Annotated in this window: 24 protein-coding genes; 9 read left to right on the forward strand and 15 right to left on the reverse strand. The window is 37.8% G+C overall.

Features of this window, described 5'->3' with window-relative positions; translation table 11 throughout:
• Window positions 1-241: 241 nt before the first annotated feature.
• The 3 genes from TOL5_RS17440 to TOL5_RS17450 form a co-directional block, all read right to left on the reverse strand.
• A complete protein-coding gene (locus tag TOL5_RS17440; protein ID WP_058967337.1) occupies window positions 242-772 on the reverse strand; it encodes an adenylate kinase in 531 nt (176 codons plus the stop codon).
• 90 nt (window positions 773-862) lie between these two features.
• The gene (locus TOL5_RS17445; protein ID WP_004827866.1) at window positions 863-1,060 is read right to left on the reverse strand and encodes a hypothetical protein; all 198 of its coding nucleotides are present in this window, start codon (window positions 1,058-1,060) and stop codon (window positions 863-865) included.
• Window positions 1,061-1,183: 123 nt separating this feature from the next.
• Window positions 1,184-1,600, reverse strand: a complete 417-nt coding sequence (locus tag TOL5_RS17450; RefSeq protein WP_221260546.1) for a hypothetical protein — start codon at window positions 1,598-1,600, stop codon at window positions 1,184-1,186.
• Between the two features lie 419 nt (window positions 1,601-2,019).
• Between TOL5_RS17450 and TOL5_RS17455 the strand changes: the two genes are divergently transcribed.
• Window positions 2,020-2,883, forward strand: a complete 864-nt coding sequence (locus TOL5_RS17455) for a hypothetical protein (RefSeq protein WP_221260547.1) — start codon at window positions 2,020-2,022, stop codon at window positions 2,881-2,883.
• 50 nt (window positions 2,884-2,933) lie between these two features.
• On the opposite strand, the gene rplT is transcribed toward TOL5_RS17455, so the two are convergent.
• A complete protein-coding gene (rplT, locus tag TOL5_RS17460; protein ID WP_004723060.1) occupies window positions 2,934-3,293 on the reverse strand; it encodes a 50S ribosomal protein L20 in 360 nt (119 codons plus the stop codon).
• Between the two features lie 11 nt (window positions 3,294-3,304).
• The gene (rpmI, locus tag TOL5_RS17465; RefSeq protein ID WP_002054552.1) at window positions 3,305-3,499 is read right to left on the reverse strand and encodes a 50S ribosomal protein L35; all 195 of its coding nucleotides are present in this window, start codon (window positions 3,497-3,499) and stop codon (window positions 3,305-3,307) included.
• Window positions 3,500-3,723: 224 nt separating this feature from the next.
• Here rpmI and TOL5_RS17470 point away from each other — a divergent pair, with 224 nt between their 5' ends.
• From TOL5_RS17470 to TOL5_RS17480, 3 genes are all read left to right on the forward strand, one after another.
• A complete protein-coding gene (locus tag TOL5_RS17470; RefSeq protein ID WP_004827860.1) occupies window positions 3,724-4,974 on the forward strand; it encodes an MFS transporter in 1,251 nt (416 codons plus the stop codon).
• Window positions 4,975-5,108: 134 nt separating this feature from the next.
• Entirely contained in the window at window positions 5,109-5,894 is a 786-nt protein-coding gene (locus tag TOL5_RS17475; RefSeq protein WP_221260548.1) for a TonB family protein, read from the forward strand.
• A gap of 103 nt (window positions 5,895-5,997) precedes the next feature.
• Window positions 5,998-6,651, forward strand: a complete 654-nt coding sequence (locus TOL5_RS17480) for an energy transducer TonB family protein (RefSeq protein WP_171428653.1) — start codon at window positions 5,998-6,000, stop codon at window positions 6,649-6,651.
• On the opposite strand, the gene TOL5_RS17485 is transcribed toward TOL5_RS17480, so the two are convergent.
• The 7 genes from TOL5_RS17485 to thrS form a co-directional block, all read right to left on the reverse strand.
• Window positions 6,648-7,073, reverse strand: coding sequence for a YqaA family protein (locus TOL5_RS17485; RefSeq protein WP_005030910.1), 426 nt, complete (start codon window positions 7,071-7,073; stop codon window positions 6,648-6,650). The two genes, TOL5_RS17480 and TOL5_RS17485, sit on opposite strands and share 4 nt — an antisense overlap.
• Window positions 7,074-7,496 carry a hypothetical protein gene (locus TOL5_RS17490; protein WP_005030911.1) on the reverse strand — a complete coding sequence of 141 codons (423 nt, stop codon included), beginning with the start codon at window positions 7,494-7,496 and terminating at the stop codon, window positions 7,074-7,076. It lies immediately after the preceding gene.
• Between the two features lie 34 nt (window positions 7,497-7,530).
• Window positions 7,531-7,818, reverse strand: coding sequence for a hypothetical protein (locus TOL5_RS17495; RefSeq protein ID WP_004827851.1), 288 nt, complete (start codon window positions 7,816-7,818; stop codon window positions 7,531-7,533).
• 82 nt (window positions 7,819-7,900) lie between these two features.
• Entirely contained in the window at window positions 7,901-8,518 is a 618-nt protein-coding gene (locus TOL5_RS17500) for a glutathione S-transferase N-terminal domain-containing protein (protein ID WP_004827849.1), read from the reverse strand.
• Between the two features lie 196 nt (window positions 8,519-8,714).
• The gene (locus TOL5_RS17505; RefSeq protein WP_042089492.1) at window positions 8,715-9,032 is read right to left on the reverse strand and encodes a DUF7709 family protein; all 318 of its coding nucleotides are present in this window, start codon (window positions 9,030-9,032) and stop codon (window positions 8,715-8,717) included.
• 86 nt (window positions 9,033-9,118) lie between these two features.
• Window positions 9,119-9,670 carry a translation initiation factor IF-3 gene (gene infC, locus TOL5_RS17510; protein ID WP_080633117.1) on the reverse strand — a complete coding sequence of 184 codons (552 nt, stop codon included), beginning with the start codon at window positions 9,668-9,670 and terminating at the stop codon, window positions 9,119-9,121.
• Window positions 9,671-9,675: 5 nt separating this feature from the next.
• Window positions 9,676-11,598 (reverse strand): threonine--tRNA ligase, encoded by a 1,923-nt coding sequence (gene thrS / locus TOL5_RS17515; protein WP_004827843.1) that lies wholly within the window; start codon window positions 11,596-11,598, stop codon window positions 9,676-9,678.
• Between the two features lie 256 nt (window positions 11,599-11,854).
• Here thrS and TOL5_RS17520 point away from each other — a divergent pair, with 256 nt between their 5' ends.
• Window positions 11,855-12,928 (forward strand): hypothetical protein, encoded by a 1,074-nt coding sequence (locus TOL5_RS17520; RefSeq protein WP_046761424.1) that lies wholly within the window; start codon window positions 11,855-11,857, stop codon window positions 12,926-12,928.
• A gap of 60 nt (window positions 12,929-12,988) precedes the next feature.
• Here the strand turns inward: TOL5_RS17520 and TOL5_RS17525 are convergent, their stop codons facing one another.
• The 3 genes from TOL5_RS17525 to TOL5_RS17535 form a co-directional block, all read right to left on the reverse strand.
• Window positions 12,989-14,149 (reverse strand): alanine racemase, encoded by a 1,161-nt coding sequence (locus TOL5_RS17525; protein ID WP_121774825.1) that lies wholly within the window; start codon window positions 14,147-14,149, stop codon window positions 12,989-12,991.
• An 85-nt stretch (window positions 14,150-14,234) separates the two neighbouring features.
• The gene (locus TOL5_RS17530; protein WP_151781611.1) at window positions 14,235-15,509 is read right to left on the reverse strand and encodes a D-arabinono-1,4-lactone oxidase; all 1,275 of its coding nucleotides are present in this window, start codon (window positions 15,507-15,509) and stop codon (window positions 14,235-14,237) included.
• A 12-nt stretch (window positions 15,510-15,521) separates the two neighbouring features.
• The gene (locus tag TOL5_RS17535; RefSeq protein WP_151781610.1) at window positions 15,522-17,288 is read right to left on the reverse strand and encodes a neutral/alkaline non-lysosomal ceramidase N-terminal domain-containing protein; all 1,767 of its coding nucleotides are present in this window, start codon (window positions 17,286-17,288) and stop codon (window positions 15,522-15,524) included.
• Window positions 17,289-17,410: 122 nt separating this feature from the next.
• Here TOL5_RS17535 and TOL5_RS17540 point away from each other — a divergent pair, with 122 nt between their 5' ends.
• The 4 genes from TOL5_RS17540 (at window position 17,411) to TOL5_RS17555 (ending at window position 23,596) form a co-directional block, all read left to right on the forward strand.
• A complete protein-coding gene (locus TOL5_RS17540) occupies window positions 17,411-18,460 on the forward strand; it encodes an AraC family transcriptional regulator (RefSeq protein WP_042089499.1) in 1,050 nt (349 codons plus the stop codon).
• 233 nt (window positions 18,461-18,693) lie between these two features.
• Window positions 18,694-20,340, forward strand: coding sequence for an acyl-CoA synthetase (locus tag TOL5_RS17545; RefSeq protein WP_139420167.1), 1,647 nt, complete (start codon window positions 18,694-18,696; stop codon window positions 20,338-20,340).
• A 166-nt stretch (window positions 20,341-20,506) separates the two neighbouring features.
• Window positions 20,507-21,034, forward strand: coding sequence for a hypothetical protein (locus tag TOL5_RS17550; protein WP_058967327.1), 528 nt, complete (start codon window positions 20,507-20,509; stop codon window positions 21,032-21,034).
• A gap of 759 nt (window positions 21,035-21,793) precedes the next feature.
• Complete coding sequence (locus TOL5_RS17555) at window positions 21,794-23,596, forward strand: acyl-CoA dehydrogenase C-terminal domain-containing protein (RefSeq protein WP_010590750.1); 1,803 nt, start codon at window positions 21,794-21,796, stop codon at window positions 23,594-23,596.
• The last annotated feature ends 146 nt before the right edge of the window (window positions 23,597-23,742 follow it).

A 23,742-nucleotide genomic window follows, 5' to 3' on the forward strand; every position in this document is an offset into this window, starting at 1 on the left:
TTTCCTGTCTGTCTTTCACTTCTTTTTTAACTGATATCACGCAATCATCATAATCGCTATAAATCACTCATCCAACGTCTGTTTCAATATATCGCTTTAATAACCAGCAGTTATGGTATTTGATGCCTCTCAATAAAAAATACAGATCATTTCCAAATCAAAAAATCACAAAAATTATTTAAAATCCTTCATCATCAAGCCCGTTAGGATGATTTATAAAATTTAGCCAAGCATAAAGGACTTAGAGCGAGCGTAAAAATTGATCGCAATCTTTTCTAGATTTCAGATGTATAAACTGAATATGTGAATATTGAGGATCATTCATCATTGTAATATATTGCTGGCGATTTTTTTGATGAGTTTTGATCATCCACCAAATAATTGAGTCAGCACTGAACATTTTGCCAAAACTTTCCCGATTATTCGAATGTTGCCACAACTTCTTGTTAAAAACTGCCCTAGATATGGCACGTTTTATAGATTGGTAAAGATTGATATGAAAAGGAAAATCTAACCATATAACAGTATCAATGGTCTGCCATTTAACATGTGTTGTTCGCGTATAATTTCCATCGATTACAAAACCATGCTTTGCCGATTCAATTGCCTGTTGAATTTTTAAGAAAAAAGCATAGTCTGAAGTTTCCTCCCAATCATCTAACCAAAACAAATCGTCTAGTTCGATATAATGAAGTTGTAATTTATCAGCAAGCTTTTTTGCAAAAGTTGTTTTACCAACAGCAGAGGTGCCCACCACATTAATTTTATTCATTGGAATTCACTTCTTAAATAAAAAAGTAGCCTGATAGCTACTTTTTATCACCAAGATTTTAAAAATTTTGCTGAGCTGAATGATCAACTTTTAGAAAAGTGGACGAATCGTCAAAATCACTTTATGTTCGTTGGCATGCTGATTGATATAGTGTTCAACAGCAGTTACTTCACCTTTTACCTCAGCATCTGCACCATACATCACCTTTAAAGTTTCACCAATTCTTGGCAATAATTGTAATTCGACTTCAATAGCACCTTGCTGTAAACCCGCAATTTCTACACGCATAAATACTCCAGAATATTTTCACTTTTATCATTCTACTCTATGCGAGCTATTTTAAAATCGATAATAGTTTCAAGTTGAAATTATGTAATAACGGTACATTTCAACTGCAAATATTCAAATTTATCATTCAGAAGGCTTATGTTTAGCTGGTTCATCAATCAATTCATCCTCATAATCCAAATCATCTTCATCCACATTGATATAGTCCGGTGGTGGCGTAATATCGAATCGAACAGCATTAATGTTTTGGTGATTGAGTAATTTTGCCTTGGCAACTCGATGCATCCCATCCATGACTCTTCCATCTGCTGACAGAATAATAGGATAAGCTAAATCAGCCTCTTGGATCAGTTGGAAATGTTCAATTATTTGCTGTGTTGTTGGATGTTTATCTGGAAACCAATACGCTTCGTTCAGTTCCTGTATCTCGGATAATAAAACCTCATGAATGGGCAAATCTCGGCTTAATCCAACCAAACAGTGTACATCCCAAATATATGTGTCTGTACCCACAAGACGGAAATGGTATTGCCTACGCATAGATGCTCCGTAACCTTCTGATTAAAAATTAATGTTACATTGATAGCTCAACAATAAACCTAAGCTTATTCGTTTGCCATGCAAAATAACTATTGGCAATTTAATTTCGTCTTACAACATAATGCCCAACTTTACTTGAATCAACCAAGGAGTGAATACCACCACCAGCATCCATGATGTTCAGCGACTAATCGCTTATTTCTGGTCCATGATTTGGAAACTCGTGAAGACCAATCAAGTTTTATTTTCACCTCTATACTCTACTTGATCTTATTTTGTGCTATCACAATTGGGCTTTTATACGGTGCGTTTTGACTAGTAACACATTATGAAATTGCAAAATTTGTTGTATTCACCCTTATTATTATTTTCCTCTCCATCTGGTCAAATAAGTAAGAAAAATTGCATAAGGAAGTATCATGAACTTCAATTTAATTTATAGACAAATGGCTTTGGTGATTTATGGCAACCAATTTCTCAATGATCATCTTCAAGATGATTTAAACAAAATGCCTCATTTTCAAATTTTACATCCGATTCTTAGAGATTTTCATTGTGGTCAACTTTTGGCGGGTTCATTACAACTCATTCTTTATCATTTAAAGCACAAAGGCGCGTATAAATTAAGTCTGATCCACGCGCCCCAATTAGCATCGACAATACAAGAATCCCCTATTTTTTATCTGTCTGATCACTTTTATAACTATATGATTTTAATTCAGTACCGGCATAATCACCCACAAATTTTAATCGGTTGTGAGGAAAAAGAGCTATGGTATCTACACCACCAGAACAATAATGCTGATTTTTATTTTAACAATGTCAATGCGCTCACAGACAGAATCGCAACCTATACACTGTTCGACTTAAATCAAAGTTTTACTGAGAATTTGGGAGAATTAAAAGCCATAGACTGGAAACATTTTTCGCAATCTTATTTTGACTGCGTTTATATCAATGAAGTCGCTTTTACATTGGGATCTGCAAATCAGATTGAATACCTTGCAAATATTCAATTTAAGGATCATCAAAATTACAATACACATTTTGATCTTTTCCCAAAGGACTTCACAAGCAATTATGCAGCAAGCTTATTAACTCATGCTGAAAATCTTTATAAAAATTATCTACTAGAAAGTGAAACGAGAAATGATCAAGCCTGGTGTAATCAAGCAACTCGTCATGAACTACAGTTATTTGATCAAGCCGTACAAGCCTTAAATAATTTTTATCCATCTCTTATTGTCAATGCGGCAAATCACTACTCAAACGCCAACATTTAAGCATAAAAAAGACCGCTACAAAGCGGTCTTTTTTCAATCATCAAAGATGATTAAGCAGCTAATGCACCTTTAGCTTTTTCAGCTAAAGCAGCAAATGCAACTGAGTCATGCATAGCAATGTCAGCAAGTACGCGACGGTCGATAATCACTTGAGCTTTTTTCAAGCCATCGATCATACGGCTGTACGACAAACCATTTTGACGAGCACCAGCATTGATACGCGCAATCCATAAAGCACGGAATTGGCGTTTCTTTTGACGACGGTCACGGTAAGCGTATTGACCTGCTTTGATTACTGCTTGGAACGCTACACGATAAACACGTGAACGCGCGCCATAGTAACCTTTAGCACGAGCAAGAATTTTTTTATGACGGCGATGAGCCTGTACACCACGTTTTACACGAGCCATTTATAATCTCCTTAGATGTATGGGCACATACGACGAACTGAATTCATGTCACTTACGTGAACCATGACACAACCGCGCAATTGACGAATACGTTTAGCAGATTTTTTGGTCAAAATGTGGCGTTTGAACGCTTGTTTACGCTTGAAACCGTTAGCAGTCGCTTTGAAACGCTTAGCTGCACCACGGCGAGTTTTTAACTTAGCCATAACAACCTCTTTAAACACCTGTTCGGTACGTTCGCACCATTGCGAGTACGACCTGCAGGTAAGGGAGGCAATATTCTAAATCATCTCTGTACAAAACAAAAGCAAAACCTTGCACTATTTATCAGTTATTCAGTGTAATTTCCGATGAAAATTTCATCATTTTTCATAAGGAAAATCTGTATTTAATCTTTATAATCGTCACATCATGATAAAACTGGACAGTTATGACCCCTGCACAGGATGCTTTTGCTGCGCTTCGCTATCGAGATTTCTCCATCGTCACGATCAATCAATTTTGCTTAACACTGGCAATTTTGATCCAAGAAATTATTGTCGCCTATTCACTGTATCAAATTACCAAAGATCCACTTACACTCGGTTTGATTGGATTGGCTGAGGCGATTCCTTTTATCGCATTGTCCCTATGGGGTGGTTATTTTGCCGATAAGCTGAATAAACAAAGTATTATGAAAGTATGTTTATTCTTTTCTTTCCCTTTACCCTTAGTGCTTTGGTACTTATTTCACAGTTACGATCATGGACAGATTGGTGTCACCACCCTGTCTTGGGGCATTTATGCTGTGATCTTTGCTTTGGGTACTATTCGCGGTTTCTATAATCCATCTGCAACATCATTAAAACCATTTTTAATTCCCCGTGAACTCTATGCAAATGGTGCAACTTGGACCACGATCGGATGGCAAAGTGGTGTCATTATTGGTCCCATGCTGGGCGGTTTTATGCTTGCTGGAATTGGGCGGGAAAATAGCTTACTTTCTGTATCCATGCTTTTATTTATCTGCTTTTGCTTAATCACACTGTTAAAAAAGCGTACTTTCCCGACCATGGAACAAGACAATCTTTGGGACAGTTTAAGCGAAGGTTTTCGATTTATCTGGAAAACTAAGATTGTACTTTGGGCGATCTCGCTGGATTTGGTTTCAGTGTTGTTTGGTGGTGTCATCGCCTTACTTCCGATCTTTGCTGAAGATATTCTGAAAGTAGGTCCTGAAGGTTTGGGATATCTACGTGCAGCGCCATCGATCGGCGCGCTCATCACGATGATTGCACTCACTAAGTTCCCACCAACACATCACGCTTGGCGAAATATGCTGATTGCGGTTGCTGGTTTCGGAATCTTTACCATCATTTTTGCATGTTCAAACAATCTATGGCTTTCCTTGTTTGCCTTAGGCATGACTGGCGCATGTGACAGTATTTCCGTAGTGGTGCGCCAAACTATTTTACAAGTTTACCCTCCTGAAAATATGCGTGGTCGAGTTGCAGCTGTGAATGGAATGTTCGTTTCATCGAGTAATGAACTGGGTGCTTTTGAATCAGGGCTTGCCGCCAAGTACTTAGGAACGATCACAGCAACGATATTTGGCGGATGCATGACCATGGCAGTCGTTGCAATCAGCTGGATTAAAACCGCTGATTTGTTTTCAGTCGATATTACCAAAGGGCAAAAATAGCGATTGTTGACATAAATAATCGTAAAAAATGCACCTTAGGGTGCATTTTCTATTGCGAGATGAGCAAATTCGATAAATACTTTGCGCAATTAAATTAACCTCATGCACACTCAGTTGCATGGAAAGCTAAACTTATGAATAAAGCTCTTTTAATCACTGGTCTGATGTGCCTTTCAACTTATGGTCATAGCGCAGATAAACTCCCAACAATAAAAGTTAAAGGAGAACAATCTGAACGCAATGCCCCATTACACCTCACGACACGTATACAATGGGTTAAATTCCCTCAAGTCCAATATCAAACAGCAGAATTAAGAACACAGGATCGTTCTGCCATCATCCGCGTGAGCGCCAACAGTTTAGGACAAGTCACAGATGCTGAAGTGCAAGAAAGTACAGGAATCACGGCTCTCGATCAAAAACTCATTGATGCTGTAGAGGCTGCCAAGGTAAAACCATATAGTAAAAATGGTAAAGCCATACCGATTGTGGGTTATCAAACGTTTACTTTAAATATGGATAATGCCCAAGACAATACACAGGCTCATGCACAACTGTCTGAATGTACCTTTGCGTTTAATTCAAAACACTGGATAAAGCAAACTCAAGATAAGTCAGTTGCCTTTCATTATACGCAACAGCCTCAGCTCTCGCTTGACTCAGCTTTACTCAAAAACAAAGATCGAACAGTCAAATTTAAGTTTAAAGTTGATCAACAAGGCAATATAAAGCGTGTCAAATTAACTCAATTATCAGGTGTAAATGCGATTGACCAACAGGTTATCCAAGCTGTTGAGCAAACTCAAATACAAGTAAAACGCTCTTATCGAACCTTATGGACTTTTAAACCACGTTCATTTAATGATGAAATTCAATTTAAAATCAATGATTGCAACGAGTTTAATCATCAACTCAAATAGATTTGTTGTTTGAGTTGATCAATCTATTTATTTCAAAAATTTAAATAATACAATGAACAAATTTTATCTTGCTGCCATATTACTCTCTCTGAGTAGTCTATTTATGGCATATGCTGAACAAACGCACATAAAAACGCCCGCTACTTCCCCAGATGATGAAGCAGTTTGGCATAAATTACCTAAACTAAAGATTCGTGACTACGAATTACATGGACAAAGTCGCTATATCGATCTTCTTATTTCAGCCGATCCTAGCGGATGTGTGACAGACGTAAAAATTATCCAAAGCTCTGGCTTAACTAGTTTAGACGATAAGGTTTTATATGCTGTACATAAGGCATCATTTAAACCCACAAACTCTCCGATACGGGCTAGACAAGACTTTAATTTTGAAGCAGTTAAAGACTCATCTAACCCATCAGCAAGACGTTGTTTCTTTCGTTTTGATAGCGAGGTTTGGCAAGCTCAAACAAAGGGAAAACCAACCAGCTTTCGCTATCTCAAACAACCCTATTTAGCAGTTAATCCAGCACTTTTAAATGGGGAAAAACGGCATATTGATTTCTCTTTTAAATTGTCAAGAAAAGATAAAGTTTCTGATGTTAAATTGATTCACAGCACCCAAATTAACCAAATTGATACTGAGGTCATTTCTGCTTTTATGAATGCTCAAATCACATCAGATAAAAAGTGGTGGCAAATTTTTAAAACGACACATCAAGACTATATCAGTTTCGATCCCACAGACTGCAACTAAATCCATCCACTAAAAATCAGGTAGATCACACAATATCTACCTCCTTTAGCAATTGTTACAATCAACAAAAAACGCCAAAATTTTTCTTTCATTAATCCTGCGATAAGCGTAATTGGATCACCAATCACAGGGGTCCAACTGAATAGTAAGGACCAAAAACCATATTTTTGATATATTTTTTCCGCTTTGAGCATATTTTTCTCAGAAACAGGAAACCATTTTTTATCTTTGAATTGTTCTATTTTCAGTCCTAAATACCAATTCACACATGAGCCTAATACATTTCCAATGGTTGCAACGATTAGAAGCAAATACACGGAATACTGTGCTTGTACCAGGAGCCCAACCAACACGGCTTCTGACTGTAAAGGTAATAGCGTCGCTGCACCAAATGCAGAGAGAAATAACAGCAAATAAGCCATTTAGTTAAAGTTGGGTTTAGGTTTTAAGGTATAAGTCAAGAATGACAATATAAAGGGAATAAGAAAAGCCAACCAAAATGAAAGTTCTGATTTAAAAAATTTCTGCACCAATGTAAGTTGAGCTTTACCCTCTGAAATCGCTTGCCAATCGATTTTGATATGAATAAAACCGTAAAATAAAACAATAAAATAAAGCGAAAGCAAAACGACTAAAATCGTGGTATTCAAAAGACTTTGCTTTAATGTACTTTGAAAAAAGCCAAAGAGCATAGCAAAAACCAAGCCTGAAACACTCACAATGCTCAAAATAATAAACCAAAAGTAATCATATGCAGAGTGATACTGCAAGATGCCACAAAGCATTGCTGTGATTAACATTACACCCAAAGAAATAAGGAAATGCCAAACAAATTTTTGCTTCATACTCCTCCTGATGAATATACGACTAACAGTTTAATCATGCTAAATTTAGCATTTTTTTGGTTTTACGATACTGAAAAATTGCCCCTATTAAAGCAACAATAATCAATGCAATACGTGACCATTGATACCGTTGTGCAATGGGATCGATTACAGCTCGGATCAACTGAACATCCTGCCCCTGCATTTGACCCAGTATATTTTGAATATGCACAATTTCAGCAATATATAAAATCAGACAAGCAACAATACCAACAATGACACTCCAATAAATTTTTGGATTGGTCTCTAATATTTTCGTAAAATTTAAAAAGAAATCTTTCATGACCAAACCTTTCAATTGTGCAAAAATTTACATCTAAAAAAAACCACACAAGGTGGTTTCTTATTTTAACATAAAATGAATTTTACACTTTGATCGAGAGTGCTTTCTGTATCGCTGGTCGAGCAGTTAAACGTTCTACATACTCTTTCACATACGGATAATCATTTAAATCGATTTGTTGCCATTCATAGCGCAAAACCCACGGTAAGATTGCCATATCGGCGATTGAATATTCGCCTGCAACATATTTTTGTCCGATAAGCTGTTTATTTAAAACACCATATAAACGTTTTGTTTCAGTGACATAACGCTCAATTGCATAGGGTATTTTTTCTTTGGCAAATTTTCCAAAATGATGATTTTGCCCCAACATTGGTCCAAAACCACCCATTTGCCACATCAGCCATTGTTCCACTTCAACACGGTCTTGTTCATTGCTTGGATAATACAAACCTGTTTTACGACCAAGATATTGTAGTATTGCACCTGATTCAAAAACTGAAATAGCTTCGCCATTGGGACCATTTTGATCGACAATCGCTGGAATTTTATTATTTGGGGAAATACGCAGAAAATCAGGTTGAAATTGATCATTTTCTAAAATGTTAATTGGAAAAATCTGATAATCCAATCCCATTTCTTCAAGCGCGATGGTAATTTTATGGCCATTGGGGGTTCCCCAATAATAGAGATCAATCATATTTCGTCCTTCTTCATTTTCACGTATTTTCTGAATTTTATTACGTTAATGGTTTTCTTTTATAACATGAATTCTTCATCATCTGTAGGCAATAGACATAGATTATTTTAATAATCTATTCTTAAATTCAGTTATTCGCTTTTTCTTAACAAGATGATTTCTCAATCTATGACATTTATATTTAAAAATATCTTGATCATTGTGATGCTAAAAATTGCTTGGCTTTTTCTCCGACAAAGCGACGTCCTAAATTATCTCCTGAAATCCATTCATCAGGACTAAATAAATCAAATAATCCAACTTTGATCAAAGTTGGAATGGCAAGTATCAGTTCTTGTTCAACTTCTCCTCTTAAACCTTGGTTATATAAATCAATATTGTGCAACATGGTCGCTACAGTTCCTGTTTGCACTTTAGTCCCATCTTTCAAAGTAACCGCTGGGAGAACTTCACCCTCTTGAATAATTTTCTGGTTAATACTCGATAGTTGGTTTGAATTTTGGATTGATGACATCTTTATTCCTCAACATTTAACATATTATCTTTTCAATAATAAAAAAAGCACCGCTTTAAGCAGTGCTCTTTTCTACAAATGTAACATTACTTTTTCTTTTTAGGTCCAAGTAACATACCCATTTGACGGCCTTCCATTTTTGGTGCTTGTTCAACTACACCTGATTCAGCGACGTCTGCTTCAATTTTTTGTAATTGCGCAAGACCCAACTGTTGGTGAGCCATTTCACGACCACGGAAACGTAGAGTAATTTTGACTTTGTTGCCTTCTTCAAGAAACTTCAGAATAGCACGCAACTTAACATTGTAATCACCAACGTCTGTACCAGGGCGCAACTTAATTTCTTTCACTTGAACTTGATGCTGTTTCTTTTTCGCATCTTTTTGCTTTTGCTTCAGGTCAAATAAATGTTTGTTGAAATCCATGATTTTACAAACAGGTGGCTCTGCATTCGCCACGATCTCAACAAGATCAAGATCAGCTTCTTCAGCAGCACGCAAAGCTTCAGCAAGTGAAACGATGCCTTTTTGCTCTCCATCTGCAGCAACGAGACGCACTTCTTTAGCTTTGATCTCATCATTTAATGCAGGACGATTGCTTTTAGCACCTTGTTGTTGGTTACGGTCAGGCTGTTTAATCTTTCTTACTCCACAATATACCGGCCGCGTTCGGCTACGGCTGCTTTCACTAGGTCAACAAATGCATCTATCGACATAGTACCTAAATTTTTTCCAGAGCGAGTACGGACATTCACAGTACCTTCCTCGACCTCACGATCTCCGAGTACTAATAAGTACGGAATACGCTCTAATGTACGCTCACGAATCTTAAAGCCGATTTTCTCATTTCTCAAGTCTGAAATTGCTCGAATTCCATTTTCTTTGAGTTTTGCGACGACTTGTTCACAAGCTTCCGCTTGAGAATCTGTAATATTCATGACACATGCTTGGATTGGAGCCAACCATGGTGGCATAAAGCCTGCGTAGTGTTCAATTAGTATACCAATAAAACGCTCAAAACTGCCAAGAATTGCACGATGTAACATCACAGGATGGTCACGATCGTTATCTTCTGTTACATATGAAGCGTCTAAACGTAACGGCAAGTTAAAGTCACACTGAATTGTACCGCACTGCCAAATACGACCTAAGCAATCTTTCAGTGAGAATTCAATCTTAGGACCATAAAAAGCACCTTCGCCGGGTTGTTCTTCCCAAGTTAGGTTCGCAGCATCTAGCGCATCTGCTAGAGATTTTTCTGCGACATCCCAAAGTTCATCGGCGCCGACACGTTTTTCAGGGCGAGTAGACAACTTCATTTGAACGTCTTCAAAGCCAAAGTCTTTATAAACATCTAATGTGAGTTTAATAAAGTCTGCAACTTCTTTACCAATTTGTTCAGTTGTACAGAAAATATGCGCATCATCTTGGGTAAAACCACGTACACGCATAATGCCATGCAACGAACCTGATGGTTCATTACGGTGACATGAACCGAACTCTGCCAAACGAATTGGAAGATCACGGTAAGACTTTAAGCCTTGGTTGAACACTTGCACATGACATGGGCAGTTCATTGGTTTTACAGCATAGTTACGACTTTCTGAATGTGTCGTAAACATATTTTCTGCGTAGTTTGCAGCATGACCAGACTTTTCCCACAGTGTAAAGTCTACAATCTGTGGTGTTTTAATCTCTTGGTAGCCATTATCCTGCTGAACTTTACGCATATATTGTTCAAGCACTTGGTAAATCGTCCAGCCATTAGCATGCCAGAACACCATACCAGGCGCTTCTTCCTGCATATGGAACAAGTCTAAGGCTTTACCAATTTTACGGTGATCACGTTTTTCAGCTTCTTCAATACGCTTAATATAAGCAGCTAATTCTTTTTTATCTGCCCACGCTGTACCGTAAATACGCTGTAATTGTTCATTCTTCGCATCACCACGCCAGTATGCACCAGAGATTTTAGTGAGTTTAAATGATTTTAAGAATTTAGTATTTGGAACGTGTGGACCACGACACATATCTAAATAATCTTGATGATAGTACAAGCCCATTTGAGTTTCTTCAGGCATGTCTGCAATCAAGCGCAATTTATAATCTTCACCACGCGCAGTAAATTCAGCAATGACTTCATCACGAGGCGTCATTTTTTTAATGACATCGTAATCTTGATCGATAAGCTTTTTCATACGCTCTTCGATCGCAGCCATGTCATCTAATGTAAATGGACGAGGCATCCAAATGTCATAGTAGAAACCTTCTTCAATGACAGGACCAATCACCATTTTAGCTTCTGGAAAGAGTTGTTTTACCGCATGACCCACCAAGTGTGCACAAGAGTGACGAATAATCTCGACACCATCTTGATCTTTTGGAGTGATGATTTGTAATGTTGAATCTTCGGTAATTAAATCACTTGCATCGACTAAGCGATCATTTACTTTCCCTGCAACTGTATTTTTAGCCAGTCCAGGTCCAATACTTTGAGCAACTTCCATAACGGAAACAGCATGATCAAAACTTTTCTGATCGCCATTTGGCAATGTGATAATAGGCATATTTAAAAATCCTTAAGGAGTGATGCCCCGTACAATGGAGCATGTCACCGCGAGATTATGATCGAGGAAGATCCTCAAGATAAAATCGGTGGAACAAAATAAAAAGTGTGTCAAATTTTACACCTTTGCTGAATATTTATAAACCTTTGTCTTCAATTAATCTAAATTTTAGTTTTTGATTTTGTCGAAACAGTCATTTATCATCGCCGCGTGACATTTTATTGACTTTAAAAACATAAAACGAATGGATAACTAAATGAATTCGATAAACTTAACTAAACTTAGTTCAGCAATACTCGTTGGCTTGGCATTAACAGCCTGTGGTGGAGGTTCTAGCAATAACGAACAAACATCAAATATAGCCAATACACAAAGCCAATCTGAAAAAATTGAATGTAGTAATGGACTTCCCAAAAATCTTAAAACGACTGGACAAGGCTTTTTTAGTGATGAAATCTATTCTCTAGAGACACAACCCAATGACAGTGGTGATGATGATGTTATCGTATTATATTCAAATAAGCTTACGAATGGTGTGATATACCAAAATCTCACGACCTTACTTAAAAATCAACCAAAGCAAATAAATATTGATTTTTTAGAATCATATCTTTTAACGAAATCTAAACTCGATACAAGCTTTAAACAAAACAATTTGACGATTGGCTTTCCATTAGGGTATCTCATCAGCCAAGATGACAACTCAGTAGTATTCAATAGTTTTACCGATAAGTGTACGATTCATATAGAAAATCAAATTAAATTAAATTTAAAACACATCGATATTTCGGGAATGACCATTGCTGATCTCTTTAAATATTACGACTATCCAAATGCTGGTAATGTAGAGCGTTATATAAATTCAGACCTAGCCCAGATTATAATCAACAACCATAAAGGTTCTTTAGAAAAATTATTAGCAAATCAAACAAAGTTTCCTTCTGGTTCTAAACTCAGCTATGTTGAACAATCAATATTTAATACACCTACAATTACATTTAATGACAGTGATCTAACTGATTATAAATCCTTAGAAGAGTTTACTGATAACACTGAACTTCCATCTGGATACATTTGGCATAAAGATCAATTTGCAGGTTATAAAGTTGTCTATCCAATCAATCCAACTACAGGTATCTCCAAGAGCTTTGTTGATAACTATACTGGCGTAGAAATGAATGGAAAAATATATCAAGCATATCAAGTTATTTCTGGAGATTTAATAAAGGATCAAATGGATCCATTAGAAGACAAACTTGATATGTCAGAAACTTACTTCAATAAAACAGCAGTACAAACTTTAGCGGATGCGCTAAATCAAGCACTTTGATTTGATCTATCATTTGTTATTTTTAAAACCGCCATTTCTATGGCGGTTTTTCTTATATATTCACTCTCTAAAGCTTAGCCATTTTTTAAAACTTCGATCTAGATAGTAATTAATCTGAGCAAACTGAGGAATAATGGCTTCACTTTGAGTCGGTCGTAGAAATACAAAATCATCAACTTCGATTTGAGTTGTTTTTGGTACATTCACCATTTCTTGATTGGTACTGCGCCCATATAACACATGAGGATGAATCCCTTGAGGATAAACATAGTCAGCCATCCAATAGCCCCCATAAACAAATAATGCTTTAGACCGATGTGGAAGCTTATTCAAGATCGTTAAACCCGGTAATTGGGAATATGGCAATACTTTTAGTACAGGTGTTGCAATCCATAGACACGCCTGCAAAACGCGCAACCCTTCACTGTCAAAGTCACTTGGTTTAAGCAACATTGAACCAAAAGCAAGATCATTACATACACTCTGTTTTACGTGCAGATAAAAGGTGGGACTTCCCCCACCATTAAAACAAAGATGAGCATGCCAAAGCTGAGGAAATTGCTGTTGAATGATATCTTTGTAGCGTTGGTAAGTTGCTTGTGACTCCTGATACGCCACCTCAACTTTCTTAATGACGGATGGTAGTTTTGTTACATGAGCGTCATACCCCATCAGCCCTGAAAATTTTAAATTGTTAGGATGCTGCTCAATCAACCTGAGTAGTTCAATCATTTGCGCTTTTGAGTCTACACCTCCACGATGTAAACCCACATCTATCTCGATATTGATTTGAAGCTGAATTGCTAAAACTTTCGCCACTTCAAGATATTGTAATAAACGTGCCTTGGTATCTACCAACCACTGAATATTGGCGTGTTCCGATTGAGGATGCTGGGTATAAAACTGCTGTACAAGTCTTACAGGCATCGGCTTTCCCAGTAAAACATCAGCTTCTGAAAAATTTTCCAAAATCGGCAGCAATTGAGGTAAATGGAAAACCATAAAACGTTGTGTGGACAACTTAGCACTTACCGTCTTGAGCAATTCCATAGATGCTAAAGATTTGACCACAAGACGAGGCTGTAAATGGGTTGCGTATTTAAACTTGGTTGTTGCATATTGCAAATTTTGCTCCAAAGCTTGACCATCAATGATCAATTGCGGTAGCGCATCTACGGATTGTTTTAAATCACGATTTAATTGTTCAAAAAAATGATTCATCGCATATCCTTATATTTTACTATTCATTTGCGGTATACCCACTTGATTCAATCTTATTGATCCATCATTGCGCCAATACCCTGAATTACGCTGTAAAGAATAACTTTTCTAAATACGGATTTAAAAACTTTTGTGTAGGGTCCAACTGAGCCCTTAACTGCATAAAATCATCCCACTTTGGGTATAAGGCTTGGAGTTGTGAAGCCCCCATATTATGCATTTTCCCCCAATGTGGGCGACCTCGATAATGCTGAAAAATCGGTTCAATTTCATCAAATAATTGGTTTGGAGCTTGTTTGTGATATTGATGAACTGAAATTGAAATCGAATCTTGCCGATAAAACGGACTCAACCAAATATCATCGCCTTTGACAAAACGAAACTCTACTGGAAAAAATGTTTGTGCTTTAGCATTTTTTAGCGCGGTTAATACTGCTTCTAAACATTCCATACCAGACTCAATTGGAATCTGATATTCCATCTCATTAAACTTTGTTTCGCGTGGAGTCGGAAAAATTTGACTGGACCAATCGACGAATGTGGTGGGTTTGATAAAGACACCTAATAATTTTTGCAATTTTGGATTCAATGCAGGAAAAGATTTCGTCAAACTACAGCATATCGTAAGTAAGGCATCTTCTGATGGCCATGATAATTTTCTCGGTTGAATATCCTCATCTGTGATGTCGAGTGTTTTTAATATCAATTGGTCTGCGTGTGAAAATGCAAAGCACTCAATATGGCGATGTTGCGTTTTCCAAAGATCGATATTTTCAAAAAATTCTTTAACTGAACAAAGTCGCACATGCTCCTTCAACTTATAACGAGGTTTGTTTTGCATGGTGATCTTGGTGAGTATTCCTAAACTTCCTAAAGATACGCGCCCTGCTTCAAAAATATTGGGATTGTCTTGGCGACTACACGTCAGTATATCTCCTGAAGCTGTTAAGAGTTCGAAGGCTTCCACATAAGCAGAAATACAGTGCAAATTCAGACCTGTTCCGTGTGTTCCAGTCGATACTGCCCCAGCCAAGCTTTGTTGATCAATATCCCCTTGTTGCATTAAAGACTGTTGTATTGGTTCTAAATATTGATCCAAATTAAACAAACGTGTTCCTGACCAAATATTGGCTTGTGTTAATGCTGTATTTACGTTCTCTACACCAGAAAAATGATCTAAGGATAATAGTGTCGCATCGGTACAAACCAACGGGGTAAATGAATGACCAGCACCTACCACACGAATTTTATGATGGTTTTGAACAATATTTTTTAATTCATCTATACTAGTGGGTTTTAAAATATGTTCTGGTTGAGAATGTTGAAACCCAGACCAATTGTTCCATTGTTGCTGATTCATAATGCTGATCCTTTAGCGTACTGCGGTTTTTACACTGCCATGATTTGTTCTCAGGTCTATTTCGTGTTGTGAAATTTTTGTAGGGCGAGTGACTTGATCAAACTTGCGTTGCGACTCATCAATCATTAATTGGCTTGCAAGATATTGAAACTTGTATTGAATTGCAGCATGTGTCCACTGCCCATATAAGGTGTGCGCGCCTTCATAGGCTTGCTCTTGATACTCTTCTTGTGTGGTAATGTATCCCATATAATCATTGCAGTAAGACACTAGAGCCGTGGTTGAAATCATCTGATGAGTTGTCAGTTGCTTTGCCACGGTTTGAATCAAACGCTGCCCTGCTGTCGTGGTGATCTCTCCCGGACAACACACCAATGCCAATGCACCAATGTGAATAATCTGTAAAGGAATAACACTCGGAACAAGTGGACTGGTCTGAATCGCACCTGCTTTCACTTGTCGATTCATTTCTGCAATAAGAGGATCAACAAAACTCGGGGTGAAATCCAGCGGCTTACCCAATAATTGATTGTCAGGGCTTTCAAGCACAATATCTTTGGGAAATTGAGCGTCATACAATGCTTTATATTTTGCATAATCTGGTGCATTTGGATCTGCTAAACGTTTCTTACGTACTTGCCTTGACAGCAGTGTTAAAATTTTAATGATAGGCTTTGACGCACCTTGACCATCAACGGGTGTTCCGCCCATAAATCCAACACCATGACAAGCAGCACTGGTTCTCATCTTCTCAGACTTTTGACTGAACTCGCTTGGGATTTCAACCTGACTTAAATCAACATAACTCAAAATGGCATCTATACCGCCTTTTAGACACATGCTTCCAATCGCACTTTTATTTTGATTCTCGGAATTTTGAAGATCTATTTTAGTTAAAGCCTTGATGGCTAACTCACTTTGATAGCGCCCATTTTGTTGGGCATATTGATATTCTTTTTCACCTTTGATTCGACTGCGAATTATATTTTGTTTCGGACCATGAAAATGTGGAGATACATCTCCAGCTGTGGCTTGTGCAAATATTGCAACAGGATTTTGCACACCTTGTTGCAATAAATACTCTTCACTCTGTATCGCAGCATATCCCTTGTTATCACCATCATGTGCATTGAGTTGATTACCCAAACAGGTAGCATGAACACCAAATAATGAGATAAATGCAACAAGTTGCTGATCACGATAAAATCCAATTAATTGCATTTCACGATTTAAAGCAAGATGTGTTTCAGCCTCAGTTCGATGTATCACGTCTGGATTTCGATTAAAGGCATCTAATGATCGATTCCATGCGACTGGTGTATCTTGAGGAAATTGACAGGTTTGATAAAAAATTTCTGTTTCTTGTTCCGATTGAATCGCTTGAAGAATACTGGTCAAAGCAGCATTGATCACAGCATTTAAATGCTCAGGAACAAAACCCGGCGTCGGCATATTATATAATGCTTCATAGGCACAGCCACCTGGTCCAGAATGGGTATGCGTCGCCATCAATACCAATCGTTGCGGATTAAATTGTTCGTTCAACTTTTCAGTTAAAGCTTTAACTACACCTTCACGCATTGCATAGGTAATACAACCTAAATCCAAACAGCAAAATAATAAGGGTTGTTCTGAGTCTGAACGGCGAATACTGAAACTTCGTGCAAATAAGGCTGTACGTTTTACATAAGCGCGATGTGACCACATGCCATAACCAAACATGGCATAACCTTGTGGTTGGATTTCAATCTCTTGCTTTGCCCAGCCTACCCTAAACATATATGGTATTCCTTTATCTTTTTTATGTGATACATCAGCAGAACTAGATTGAATATTAATCAAAAATATGCGATACCAACTAGGGTAAAAGCAACAACAATATGGGGGGCTAAACGGACTTTATGGGCTCACAACAAAAGGAATCTGCCAATTCGCAATTTTATATTCCGCCTATGATCCTTACCAGTTTGATTCATTATGGGGAACAACAACATTGGCAATATGCAGATTGGTTTAAATTACACAATCTTGATTTGGAACAGATTCGCCAAGGGCAAGGTTTCGTTGCATTTTCGGAACTTTGTGGCGTTATTCAAGATGCACTCAACTGTACTCAACAAAAGCATTTAGGTTTATTGCTGGGTAGCCATGAGGGTCAAATTTCTATTGGTATTTTGGGTTTTGCAATGCAAGCGTGTAAAACTGTTGCAGAAGCACTGGAAACAGCTTTGCAGTACCACCCTATTTCAGGCAGTGTTTTGGATTTGAGTGTTCATTTGAGTCAAGATTATTGTGAAATCGAGCTGATAGAACGCAGTGATTGTGGTCCACTCAAAGCATTTTTTTGCGATGAAGTTTTTGCCAGCATCATGACCTGTTTAAACATGATGTTAGATCGAGATTATGAACTGATTAGCTTAGAACTGAGTTATGATCATTCTGCTTATTCACAAGATTATCAACGTATTTTTCAATGCCCTATACTTTTTAAAAGCGACAGGAATTTAATTCGATTTCCAAATACCCTATTAGCCAAAACACTTAAAAATCATAGTCCAGTCAACTATCAAATTGCGATTCAAATGTGTCAGCAAGCATTAAAGCAATTTAATCAAATCAACCAACACAGCATAGTTCAGGTATTACAACATTTAATTGAGAGCCATTTGCCAGAGCGTTTTGATATGCACCAAGCTGCACAGCATTTCCATTTAAGCGAACGCCACCTAAGACGCTTACTACTCAATGATGGTCTGAGTTTTCAGCACTTAAAGCAACAAGTCTTAGAAAAAAAAGCCAAACAATGGCTTGAAGACAATCAATCAATCAGCCAAATCAGTTTTAATTTAGGCTTTAGTGAGCTTCGAGAGTTTCGTCGTGCATTTAAGAAATGGACAGGATTTTCTCCAAGTGAGTATAAAAAAACTAAACTCTTAAGTTCAGTTTCTTAGTATTTAAATAGGTAAATATACATACAGTATACACATGTTCCAACAGCCAAAAACTTCTTAAAATATTTATTTAATTCATATTTTTGAAAATAAACTTTCAACGCTCAACAGGACAACACTATGTAAACATATTTACATTTTACAAATACTCGACTAAAGCATAAATGAATTTTAATCATCTTATGCCTATCTTTTAAGCATGGACATTAGAACAAATAGAGACGGAGCTCAACATGGTCAGTGCATATGACGAATTACCACGCACACCTGCAAATTTTGTAGCATTATCACCTTTACGTTACTTAGAACGCGCTGCTTATATTTATCCTGATCAGGATGCAATTGTTCATGGTCATCGTCATATTTCATGGCGAGAAACTTATCAACGTTGTCGCCAATTTGCGCATCAATTACGAAATCTAGGCATCGAGAAAAATGATACGGTTTCTGTTCTCTTACCGAATATTCCAGCCATGATTGAAGCGCATTTTGCAGTCCCTATGGCTGGCGCAGTATTAAATACCTTGAATACCCGTTTAGATGCCAAAACCATCGCATTTATGCTTGAACATGCTGAAACTAAAGTGCTTTTGGTTGACCCTGAATTTGCGACATTGGCGCAAGAAGCTGTAGGCATGCTGTCTCAGAATATCTATATCATTGATGTTGCTGACGTTGAATATGACAAAAATGACTCTACTTCTCGCATTGGTCAAATCGAATATGAACAGTGGCTTCAAGGGGGTGATACTGATTTTGAATGGCACTTACCTCAAGACGAGTGGGATGCTATTAGCCTAAACTATACTTCTGGAACTACTGGTAACCCGAAAGGTGTGGTCTATCACCATCGTGGGGCTTATATCAATGCTGCGAGTAATATTATTGCCTGTGGAATGACCCCTCGTTGTAAATATCTTTGGACACTTCCCTTATTTCACTGTAACGGTTGGTGCTTTGCTTGGACCATCGCAGCAAATGGTGGCACCAATATCTGCTTACGTAAAATTGATCCTGAACTGGTCTATCAACTGATTGATCAATACAAAGTTGATTATTTCTGTGGCGCACCAATTGTTTTGTCAATGTTGATTAACACGCCAAAAGATAAGCAAATTAAATTTAAACATCATGTTGAAGTTATGGTGGCTGGTGCTGCACCTCCAGCAGCGATTATTGAGGGTATGCATCATATTGGTGTTCAAGTGAATCATGTTTATGGACTTACAGAAACCTACGGTCCTTCTGCATTATGTGCATCACAAGCCGGATGGAGTGATTTGTCAATTCAAGAGCAAGCTCAATTACATTCACGTCAAGGCGTACCTTATCCTTTGCAAGATGGTATGCGTGTTCTCGATGCAGAAACCATGCAGCCAGTTCCAAATGATGGCAAGACCATGGGGGAAATTATGTTCCGTGGCAACATTGTCATGAAAGGTTATTTAAAAAATACTCAAGCCACTGAAGAAGCATTCAAGGGGGGCTGGTTTCATACGGGCGATTTAGCTGTCTGCCAACCAGATGGTTATGCAAAAATCATGGATCGCTCAAAAGACATCATTATTTCTGGTGGGGAAAATATTTCCTCTTTAGAGGTCGAAGAAATCCTCTATACCCACCCTGCTATTATGACAGCAGCGGTCGTTGCTCAACCTGATCCACGTTGGCAAGAAGTGCCTTGCGCCTTTATTGAGCTTAAGCAAGGCGCAGAAACAACTCCTGAAGAAGTGATTGAGTTCTGCAAACAACATCTGGCACGTTTTAAAGTACCAAAGAGCGTGGTGATTTGTGAGATTCCAAAAACTTCAACAGGAAAATTACAAAAATTTATCTTACGTGACTGGGCAAAAGAACGCGCTGTAGGTGAGTTTCAGTAAGGATTTAAATGTCGTGATTCTCTCTTCATAGAAATCATCTTTGGCTCGTCTAAGCAAAGTGAATGATCTAAAAGAGAGGACACGATAAGCCCTGATGATAGACTAAGCGACTCCGATAGGTTGATGATTTTTTAGTCCCTTGTTTTATACGATAAAATACTAAGCCATGAATAAATTACGTATAGAAATAGAACCCGACTTCGAAACGGCACAACAACTTTATCCGACTGTGCTCGAATTAATTGCAAATTACACCCGCTTTTGTGATGAATTCGGTGATGAAGACTCCGTGGAATATCAAAAACTCAGTGAAAAACTTACACAAATCACCCTTAAAGATATCAGTCAATATGATCTCTGGGAGTGGTGGGAAGCAGAAGGAATTGAAAACTTAAGCTTTGATATTTGCCTACCCGAGCCTAAAATCATTAAGGATATTTCAAAACAAGAACTAACTGAAATTGTGCAACGTATTAAAAAATCAGATTTTACTGCTCAACATAAAAATAATTTTATCCATTCTTTTTATATTCGTACCGTCTTTCCAGGTGGTTATTTCTATAATTTTTTAAAACTCAATTTTAAATATTTTCATCATCGCCTATTTCAGCGTAATAAAGATCAGAATGGTAAATACTTTGAATATTCAACTGAAGAAATTGTAGAACAACTCTGGGCTAAAAAATCTAAATAATGCTCAACTATTTTAAAACTTCTATGAGTAACTGATGTTACGCACTTGATTTAAATTAAGTAGGTGAAAAAGAAAAAGCTAAATTTACACGACGGAGTCTTACATCCAAAGTTTAAATTTATGGAATAGCCTTCGGCTCGAGGTACTTTTGTTTTGGCATGAGGAGCAAAGCTCCGCAAGGGCAACCATCTTGCGCAGCGACATCGCTGCTCACCGCAGAACATGCTCACTATCGTCAAAATATTCAAAGTTTCGCAGAAACTTTACTTATTAGAAGGAGTTCTGCCTCAAGCAATTGCGGATGACGTTTCCGCGTCCCTACATTCTTCTAGCTCCAAAATTTAATTTTAGAGTTACTGCGTAACATCAGTGAGTAAATGTAATGGCTTGTTCTCATCACAAAATCAGCATAAAACATCGTTTTTTATAAAACTCCTCATCACTTGAATAGTTTAGTTATTTTGTAGCCAACCTTGATCCGATAGTACCTACTTTTATCGTCATTTTATTAGACACAACTTTTTACGATTTTGACTATTTGTATCCTTATTTTTCAATGAAAACTGTTTACACTCAATGCACTTACAAGTTTCAAGTTATTTTTCTTTGACTTTACAGTCACAGAGAAATAACCATGAAATACTTGTACGTCACTATAAGATGTTGCACGATGTAGCAGAACAAATATGTGTCATAGAAGACACACATCGTATTTATGAAGATTATAAATCTGGTTTAACCAGTATTGAGGAAACCGATATGCCACAATACAAAGCACCCTTACGTGATATGCACTTCGTTTTGCATGAATTATTAAATGCAGAAGAACATTACGCTAAACTCCCTGCGTTCCAAGAAACCGTAAGCCGTGAATTGATTGATCAGTATTTAGAAGCTGGCGCGGATTTCTGTGAAAACGAACTTTCTCCTTTAAACCAGATCGGTGATCGTGAAGGCTGTAAATGGGATGATGGTGTTGTGACTACACCAACAGGCTTCAAAGCAGCTTATGACAAATATGTAGAACTCGGTTTCCCTTCTCTTTCAGTTCCTGAAGAACATGGTGGTCAAGGCTTACCAGGCTCATTAGCAACAGCTATTTCAGAAATGGTAGGTTCAGCAAACTGGGCGTGGGGCATGTATCCTGGTCTTTCTCATGGTGCGGTTCGTACCATCGAACACCATGGTTCTGCTGAACAAAAAGCAACGTATTTGCCTAAACTGGTTTCAGGTGAATGGACAGGTACAATGTGTCTAACAGAATCTCATGCAGGTTCTGACCTTGGTATCATCCGCTCTAAAGCTGAACCACAAGCAGATGGTAGTTATGCAATTTCTGGCGAGAAAATCTTCATTTCAGCTGGTGAGCATGATATGGCTGAGAACATTGTTCACATTGTTCTTGCTCGTTTACCAGGCGCTCCTAAAGGCACCAAAGGAATCTCATTATTCATCGTACCAAAATTCAATGTCAATGCGGATGGCTCTATTGCAGACCGTAATGGCGTTCGTTGTGGTTCAATTGAACACAAAATGGGTATCCATGGTAATGCCACATGTGTAATCAACTTTGATAATGCGAAAGGCTTCTTGATTGGACCAGAAAATAAAGGTCTACACTGCATGTTCACGTTTATGAACACTGCACGTATCGGTACAGCGGTTCAAGGTTTAACAGCATCTGAATCATCTTTCCAAGGCGCACTTGCCTATGCCAAAGACCGTTTAGCAATGCGTTCACTTTCTGGTCCAAAATCACCAGAGAAAGAAGCAGATCCAATCATCGTTCACCCTGCTGTACGCAACATGCTCATGACGCAAAAAGCATTTGCTGAAGGCGGTCGTGCACTGGTTTACTTCTTGTCTCAATATGCAGATATCGTTGAACAAGGCGTTACTGAAGAAGATCGTAAATTCGCTGACAACATCTTGTCTTTATTAACACCAATTGCAAAAGCATTCTTAACTGAAACAGGTTCAGAATCAGCGAAACATGGTGTGCAAGTCTTTGGTGGTCACGGCTTTATTTCTGAACACGGTATGGAGCAAATCGTACGTGATACACGTATCTCTTGCTTATACGAAGGGACGACTGAAATCCAAGCACTTGATTTGCTAGGTCGTAAAGTATTGGGAACTCAAGGTGCAATGTTGAAAGACTTCACCAAGATTATCCATAAGTTTGCAGAAGCAAACAAAGACAATGCTGATCTAAAAGAATTTGTTGAACCATTGGCTGCTCTGAACAAAGAGTGGGGTGATTTAACCATGCAGATCGGTATGAAAGCTATGCAAAACCCTGATGAAGTGGGTGCTGCAGCAGTAGATTACTTATATTTCTCTGGCTATGTAACACTTGCATTCTTGTGGGCGCGCATGGCGCTTGTTGCTCAACAGAAATTAGCTGAAGGTTCTACCGAAACTGGTTTCTACAATGCAAAAATCAAGACTGCTCGTTTCTACTTCAAAAAGATTCTTCCTCGTGTTCGCTCACATGTAGATGTGATTGCAGGTGGCTTAGATCCTTTGATGTCATTAGATGCTGAAGATTTTGCATTCTAAATAGAATGTCGAATTAGACATTTAAAAAACTGTACTCAAGAGTGCAGAAATAGAGAAAGGACGGTCATAGCTTTGGCAGTCCTTTTTCTTTATAAATAGACCATAATTTTACTTAGATCATTTAACAACATTCATCATTGTTGATT

This window comes from Acinetobacter sp. Tol 5 (assembly GCF_019702905.1).
GTDB classification, from domain to species: domain Bacteria; phylum Pseudomonadota; class Gammaproteobacteria; order Pseudomonadales; family Moraxellaceae; genus Acinetobacter; species Acinetobacter bereziniae.